The following is a 7,009-nucleotide window of genomic DNA, read 5'->3' on the forward strand; positions in this document are numbered from 1 at the left end:
CCGATCTCGCGTTCCAGCCACTCGCGCTTGATCTTGCCGATGCCGTGCTCGCCGGTGACCGTGCCGCCCAGCGACAGGCCCACCGCGAGGATGTCGTGGAACGCCTGGTTGGCGCGCGCGAACTCGTCCTCCGACGACGGGTCGTAGACGATCGTCGGGTGCATGTTCCCGTCGCCCGCGTGGCCGACGACCGCGACCCGCAGGCCGACCTCCTTGCTGATCCGCTCGCACGCGGCGATCAGCTCCGCGATCCTCGTCCGCGGTACGCAGACGTCGTCGGTCATCCAGGCGCCGTACACCTCCAGCGCCGTCAGCACCGCGCGCCGGGCGGCCAGCAGCATCCGCCCCTCGGCGAGGTCGAACGTCGAGTGCACCAGGTCGGCGCCGGCGTCGTGGCAGACCTGCTCGATGGCCCGTAGCTCGTGGCGCGCCGCCTCGCCGCCGGAGTCGGACTGGCACAGCAGCAGGGCGGCACAGCCCTTGCCGGCACCGAGCTCGGTTTTCTTGTATGTCTCGACGGCCTCGATCGACACCGAGTCCATGATCTCCATCAGCGACGGCACGATGCCCTCGCGGACGATCCGGCTCACCGCGGCGCCGGCGGCGGCGACCGTCGAGAACGCGGCGACCATCGTGCCCGGCGCCTGCGGCAGCGGCCGCAGCGCGAGCGTCGCCTGGGTGATCACGCCGAGCGTGCCCTCGCTGCCGATGAACAGCTTCGTCAGGTCGTAGCCCGCCACGCCCTTGACCGTGCGCCGGCCGGTCCGCAGCAGCTCGCCGTCCGCGAGCACGGCATCCAGGCCCAGCACGGAGTCCGTCGTCACGCCGTACTTGACACAGCACAGCCCGCCGGCGTTCGTGGACAGGTTGCCGCCGATCGTGCACCAGTCGTAGCTGGACGGGTCCGGCGGATAGAACAGGCCGTGCTTCTCGACCGCGCCACGCAGGTCGAGGTTGACCACCCCGGGTTGAACGACGGCGAGCCGGTTGTCCGGGTCGACCTCGACGATCTCGTTCATGCGTGTCAGCACGAGCATGACGCAGCCGTCGATCGCGTTCGCCGCGCCGGACAGCCCGCTGCCCGCGCCGCGCGGCACGATCGGCACGCCCGCGGCCGCGCAGGCACGCACCACCGCCTGCACATCCGACGCATCACCAGGCAGGACGACGGCCAGCGGGTCGCCGTGCGGGGCGAGCGGCATCATGTCGCGGCGGTAGCTGCCGGTGACGTCCGGGTCGACGAGCACCGCGTCCTTGCCCAGCTTCGCGGTGAGGTCGGCCAGCAGGTCGTCATGCGGCCCGGTTCGCGTAGTCACAAGTCGACCGTAACCGCCTCGTTGAGCGTATTTCGAGTCCTTCCCCGCACTCTTGAGTCACGAGGGATGCGTTCATTCGGTGCGAAAACGCAATCGTGTCCACGACTTTCGGTGGATCGAAGCGACGCGTCGATCATTTACAGTCAAACGTGTCTGCTCGGCGCTGACGGACGAGGAGGTGGTGCGCGATGGTGCGTCCCGGCCACGCCGGCGAGCCACCCGAGGCGCCCGCCGACGTCCTCCTCGAGCAGCCCCCGAGCCCGGTGCCGACCACACCCAGCGCGGCGAGCCGGGCTCTCGCGCAGCTGATGATGAGCGGCCTGCGGCCCATCGGCGACCGGCTGCGCATCACCCGCAACCCCGCGCTGCAACTGGTGCGCGAGGCGTTCGACGCGGTGGGCTGGACCCCGGTCCCGCGCGGCACGAAGTTCCGCGCCGTCAACGAGTCCGTCGACGAGTCCGCCGGCGAAACCGTCAGCGGCAACGACGTCCGCGGCGTCTGGGTCACCGGCCGCGGCGCCGACGAGCGCACGGGCGTGCTGCTCTACCTGCACGGCGGCGGCTTCGTGTTCGGCTCCCGCAGGACCCACCGCCACTTCGTGGCCGCGCTGTCGATCGCGACCGGCCGGCCGGCGTTCCTCGTGGACTACCGGCGCGCGCCCGAGCACCCGTTCCCCGCCGCCGCGGACGACGCGATCGCCGCCTACCGCTGGCTGCTCGCCGCCGGCCACCGGGCCGAGCAGATCGTGGTCGCGGGTGACTCGGCGGGCGGTCACCTCGCCACCGGCCTGCTCGCGGAGCTGTCCCGGCGCCGGCTGCCGATGCCGGCCGCGGCCGTGCTGTTCTCCCCGTTCCTCGACCTGACCTGTACCGAGCTCGACGACCGGGACGCCGTGCGCCGGGACCCGTTCGTGCCGCCGCAGCGGGCCAGGGAGTGCGGGCGCAGCTACGCGGGCGAGCACGCCCTGGACAGCAGGCGGCTCGACGTGATCCGCGCGCCCAAGCGCCGCTGGCCGCCCCTGCTGATCCAGGCCGGCGACACCGAGTGCCTGCTGGGCGACTCGGAACGGATGGCGCAGAGCGTGCGAGCCGCGGGCGGGCACTGTGAGCTGCAGGTCTGGCCCGGCCAGGTGCACGTGTTCCCCGCGTTCTACCCGGTCCTGCCCGAAGGCCGCGCGGCGATCCGCTACGTCGGCGACTTCCTCCGAACCGCGACCGCGGTCACCGCGGCGGCCTGAACACGGTGTGTGGCGAGACCCCCGCCGAGCAGGCCACGAGGTGGCGGATCGGCGAACAAGAGCCGGTTCCCGGCATGGCCGATCCGGAAGGCACGTACGCTAACCGTCGTGTCCACAGCCCTGGCCGAGTCGAGCGCGCTCGCAACAGGTGTGCTCGAGTCCGCCGGCCCGATCATGGTGTGGATCATCGTTCTCAGCTTCGTGTTCACCGAGTGCGCGTTCATCGTCGGCCTGTTCCTGCCGGGCGACTCGCTGCTGTTCGCGGCGGGCGTGGTGTTGGCGCAGCACGACCACGAGACGAGCGCCTGGGCCCTGTCGATCGCCGCGACGGCCACCGCCGTCATCGCCAATCTGATCGGGTACTACATCGGGAACCGGACCGGCAACGCGCTGATCGCCCGGCGCGGCGGCAGGGTGCTCAACCACGAGAACCTCGCCCGGGCGCGGGACTTCCTCGACCGGCGCGGCTTCTGGGCCATCGTGCTGGCCCGGTGGCTGCCCTGGATCCGCACCCTTGCCCCACTGATCGCCGGCGCCGCGAACATGGACCGCCGACGTTTCCTGATCGCCACCTCGTTCGGCGGCCTCGCCTGGGTCCCGACACTCGTCCTGGTCGGCTTCTACGCGGCCGGGCTGGTGGAGGACCTGCCCTGGCTCAAGGCGGCCGCACTGTGGGCGAGCATCGCGTTCTTCGTGGTCGGCACCGTGTGGGGAGTCATGCGTTACCGCCAGGAGATGCACCGGCCCGTCGATACCAGGGCAGTCACCGCGAAGGTCGCCGACTGAGCGACTGGGTCTCGGCCTGCAAAAGATCCAGTAACGGCGGCCGTTTCAGCATTCGGCTCGGGCAGTATGGCTGAAGTCGGCCCGCCCCGAACTGGGCCCGAAAGGACTCTGATGCCCACGTTGACCGGCGTTCACCATGTCGCGCTCACCGTGACCGACGTGGATCGGAGCGTCCCGTGGTACGAGCGGGTGCTCGGGTTCTCCACCATCGGTCGGGACGACGCGGATTCCGGGCGCCGCAAGGTCTTCCTGCGCGGACCGGGTTTCGGCATCACGCTGACACTGGTGCAGCACCCAGACGCGGACCGGACGCTGTTCGACGAGCGCCGGCCCGGGTTGGACCACCTGTCGTTCAGCGTGCCCAACAACGAGTGCTTACGCGAGTGGACCGACCGGCTCACCGAGCACGGCGTGACCTTCTCACCGATCACCGAGGAGCAGTCCGCGCCGGGCACCGAGGTGATCGCCATGCGCGACCCGGACGGCATCCAGCTCGTGCTGTGGGCGCGCGAGGTCTAGCCGGCACTAGAGGCCGCCGCTGATCGGCAGCACCGCGCCCGTCACGTACGACGCGTCCGGCGAGAGCAGCCACAACACGCCCTCCGCGATCTCCTCGGGGGTGCCGACGCGCCGCATCGGGATCAGCGGCGCCCGCAGCCGCGGCCGGTCCGGCAGTCCGGCGGCGGCGTGCAGGCCGGTCTCGACGGTGCCGGGTGCGACCGCGTTGACCCGGACGCCCTCCGCGGCGACCTCCAGCGCCAGCCCGTAGGTCAGCGTGTCGACCGCGGCCTTGCTCGCCGCGTAGTGCACCCACTCGCCGGGCGAGCCGCGCCCGGCGGCGGTCGACGACACGGTCACGATCGCCCCGCCCTGCCCGCCGTGGCGGGTCGACATCCGCCGCACGGCCTCGCGGGCGCACAGGAACACGCCGAGCACGTTGACCTCGAGCACGCGGCGCACCACCCGGACGTCCTGCTCGTCCAGCCGCCCCGGCGTGTTGCCGGTGACGCCCGCGTTCGCGACCAGGCCGGCGAGGTCGCCGAGCTCGGCGGCCCCGTCGAAGAGGCGGCGCACGTCGGCCTCGTCGGACACGTCGCCAGCGACCGCCACCGCCTTGCCGCCGGCGGCCACGACGTCGTCGCGGACCCTTTCCGCGGCCGCCTCGTCGGACGCGTAGTTGATCACCACGGAGTAGCCCCGCGCGGCCGCCCGGCGGCACACGGCGGCTCCGATGCCCCGGCCGCCGCCGGTCACGATCAGCACACTCACGCGGTGGAACCTAGCCGCTCCAGGGTCGCCGCCGCCTCGATCGTCATCCACGCCGACAGCTGCACGGAGAGGTCCCGCTCGACGAGCCGCTGCCCGGACGAGCGCGGCTCCTGCGCCGGGCGCGACCACTCCGGCCCGAACGCGGGCCCGCTGCGGGCCAGCGTCCGGTTCCGCCACGCGGCCGCCGCCGAGGCGAGCACGAGCCGGGCGGCGGTGTCCGCGGCGGTCGAGCCGAACGCCGGCATGCGGACGGCGGCCAGCGCCAGGTAGCGGGCGAGGATGCCGGCGAACAGCCCGCCGTCCCCGCCGCCGCGGCCGCGCAGCACGTCGTCATCGGCGAGGTGTGCGGCCACCGCGTTGATCGTCCGCTCCGCCCGCGACACCCAGACGCCGGACGTGTCGCCCTCGGCGAGCTCCACGCACACGCCGAGGAAGACGCCCTGGCAGTACGTGTAGACCGTCTTCACGATGTCCCGGATGGAGCCGTCGGGCTCGACGTACAGCCCGTCCCAGAGCAGGCCGGTCCTGGGATCGACGAGGACCTGCTCCATCCACTCGGTCATCGAGCGGGCCCGCTGCCGGTCCGACCGCTCACCGCCGGCGTCGGCCCACCGGGCGAACAGGATCGCGGCCGGGCCGTTGGCCGGCACGTTCTTGAAGTCGGCGCCGCGCCGCCACCAGACCCCGCCGCCGGCGTGGTCGGTCCACTCGCCGCGCAGCTGACCGGTGATCCGGGTCAGCGGCGTGTCGACCGGGACCTCCTCGCACTCGTGCGCACGCAGCAGGGCGAGGCCGAGCCAGGCGATGTCGTCGTTGTAGTCGTTGGTCCACGAGCCGAAGTTGCGCAGCCGCACGCCGCGCACCACGCGGTTGATCGTCGAGGCGCGACCGGGATGCGGCTGGCGGTGCTGCGCGTCGACGAGGCAGTCGAGCAGGTGCGCCTGCCACCAGTAGTTCCAGTTCCAGTGCAGGCGCTGGCGGATGTTCGGCGGCCAGCCGGCCATGCCGAGCCGCGTGCCGGGCAGGGCCCAGACCCGGCGCAGGTGCCGGCGCAGCACCGCCCGCTCGGTGACCGCGGCGCGTGCCGCCCACAAGGACGGCGACTCCTCGGCGGAGCTCTCCACGTAATCCGCTCGTTGGCTCACGACGCCCCCTCGCAGGCTCGGTGCCGCCGCTCGCGGTCGCCCCGTGTCGAATGGTTCGCTCCGCAAGCTCCGCGAACAAACGCCCCCTCGCAGGCTCGGTGCCGCCGCTCACGGTCGCCCCGTGTCGAATGGTTCGCTCCGCAAGCTCCGCTCACACTCTTCATCGTCGCGGCTGGATCGGTTCCGAAGTGTCCGCCGGACGAGTGATGTCACCGTCCTGTGTAACAGTTGAGTTCATGGCGACTGCTCACGTGACCTGTCCGTTGTGCGAGGCGACGTGTGGGTTGGCGGTGACGCTCGACGGCACCCGGGTCGCCGGTACGCGGGGCGACGCGGCGGACGTGTTCTCCCACGGGTTCATCTGCCCGAAGGGCGCGTCGCTGGGGGCGCTGCACCACGACCCGGACCGGCTGCGCGCGCCGCTCGTCCGGGTGGACGGCGAGTTCGTCGAGGTGAGCTGGGACGAGGCGTTCGCCGAGATCGACCAGCGGTTGGCCCCGCTGCTCGCCGAGCACGGCCGGGACGCGGTCGCGATCTACGCCGGCAACCCCTCGGTGCACAACGCCTCGACCGCGCTGTACGGGCCGGCCTTCTACAAGGCGCTCGGCACGAAGAACTTCTACTCGGCGAGCACGGTGGACCAGCTGCCGAAGCACTACTCCGCCGGGCTCATGTTCGGCCACCCGATGACGATCCCGGTGCCGGACCTCGACCGGACCGGGCACCTGCTGCTGCTCGGCGCGAACCCGCTGGTGTCCAACGGCAGCCTGATGACCGCGCCGGACGCGCGCGGCCGGCTGCGCGGGATCCGCGACCGCGGCGGCAGGATCGTCGTGGTCGACCCGAAGCGCTCGCGGACCGCGGAGATCGCCGACGAGCACCACGCGATCCGTCCGGGCACCGACGCGTTGCTACTGTTCGCACTGGTCAACGTGCTGTTCGCGGAGGACCTGGTGGCGCTGCGCGAGCTGGCCGCGCACGTGGCCGGCGTCGCCGACGTGCGGTCGCTGGCCGAGCAGTTCACGCCGGCGGCGGTCGCGCCGGCCACCGGGCTCGCCGCGGCGGAGATCGAGCGGATCGCGCGCGAGCTGGCGGCCGCGCCGCGGGCCGCGGTGTACGGCCGGATCGGCACCACGACGCAGTCCTTCGGCACGTTGGCGAGTTGGCTGATCGACGTGCTGAACGTGCTGACCGGCAACCTGGACCGGCCCGGCGGCGCGATGTTCCCGCTGGCCGCGGCCGGGCAGGCGAACGC

General features: G+C 72.4%; 7 protein-coding genes. 4 read left to right on the plus strand and 3 right to left on the minus strand.

Annotated elements, in window-relative coordinates; all coding sequences use genetic code 11:
• A partial coding sequence (locus ACRDTB_RS36560) for an FAD-binding oxidoreductase (RefSeq protein WP_431436832.1) occupies positions 1–1,316 on the minus strand: 1,316 nt, incomplete at its 3' end.
• Positions 1,317–1,504: 188 nt separating this feature from the next.
• On the opposite strand from ACRDTB_RS36560, the gene ACRDTB_RS36565 reads away from it, so the two are divergent.
• The 3 genes from ACRDTB_RS36565 to ACRDTB_RS36575 all read left to right on the plus strand — a co-directional run bounded on the left by ACRDTB_RS36565 (position 1,505) and on the right by ACRDTB_RS36575 (position 3,859).
• A complete protein-coding gene (locus ACRDTB_RS36565) occupies positions 1,505–2,554 on the plus strand; it encodes an alpha/beta hydrolase (RefSeq protein ID WP_431436833.1) in 1,050 nt (349 codons plus the stop codon).
• A gap of 174 nt (positions 2,555–2,728) precedes the next feature.
• A complete protein-coding gene (locus ACRDTB_RS36570; protein ID WP_431436838.1) occupies positions 2,729–3,340 on the plus strand; it encodes a DedA family protein in 612 nt (203 codons plus the stop codon).
• Positions 3,341–3,451: 111 nt separating this feature from the next.
• Positions 3,452–3,859 (plus strand): VOC family protein, encoded by a 408-nt coding sequence (locus ACRDTB_RS36575; RefSeq protein ID WP_431436834.1) that lies wholly within the window; start codon positions 3,452–3,454, stop codon positions 3,857–3,859.
• A gap of 6 nt (positions 3,860–3,865) precedes the next feature.
• Here ACRDTB_RS36575 and ACRDTB_RS36580 read toward each other — a convergent pair whose 3' ends face one another.
• Positions 3,866–4,609, minus strand: coding sequence for an SDR family oxidoreductase (locus tag ACRDTB_RS36580; RefSeq protein ID WP_431436835.1), 744 nt, complete (start codon positions 4,607–4,609; stop codon positions 3,866–3,868).
• On the minus strand, positions 4,606–5,754 hold the full coding sequence (locus ACRDTB_RS36585) for a glycoside hydrolase family 76 protein (RefSeq protein WP_431436836.1): 1,149 nt from the start codon (positions 5,752–5,754) through the stop codon (positions 4,606–4,608). The genes ACRDTB_RS36580 and ACRDTB_RS36585 overlap by 4 nt, the downstream gene beginning before the upstream one ends.
• A 236-nt stretch (positions 5,755–5,990) precedes the next feature.
• Between ACRDTB_RS36585 and ACRDTB_RS36590 the strand changes: the two genes are divergently transcribed.
• On the plus strand, positions 5,991–7,009 hold a 1,019-nt coding region (locus ACRDTB_RS36590), incomplete at its 3' end, for a molybdopterin-dependent oxidoreductase (RefSeq protein WP_431436837.1).

The organism is Actinophytocola sp., assembly GCF_050699935.1.
GTDB lineage: Bacteria > Actinomycetota > Actinomycetes > Mycobacteriales > Pseudonocardiaceae > Actinophytocola.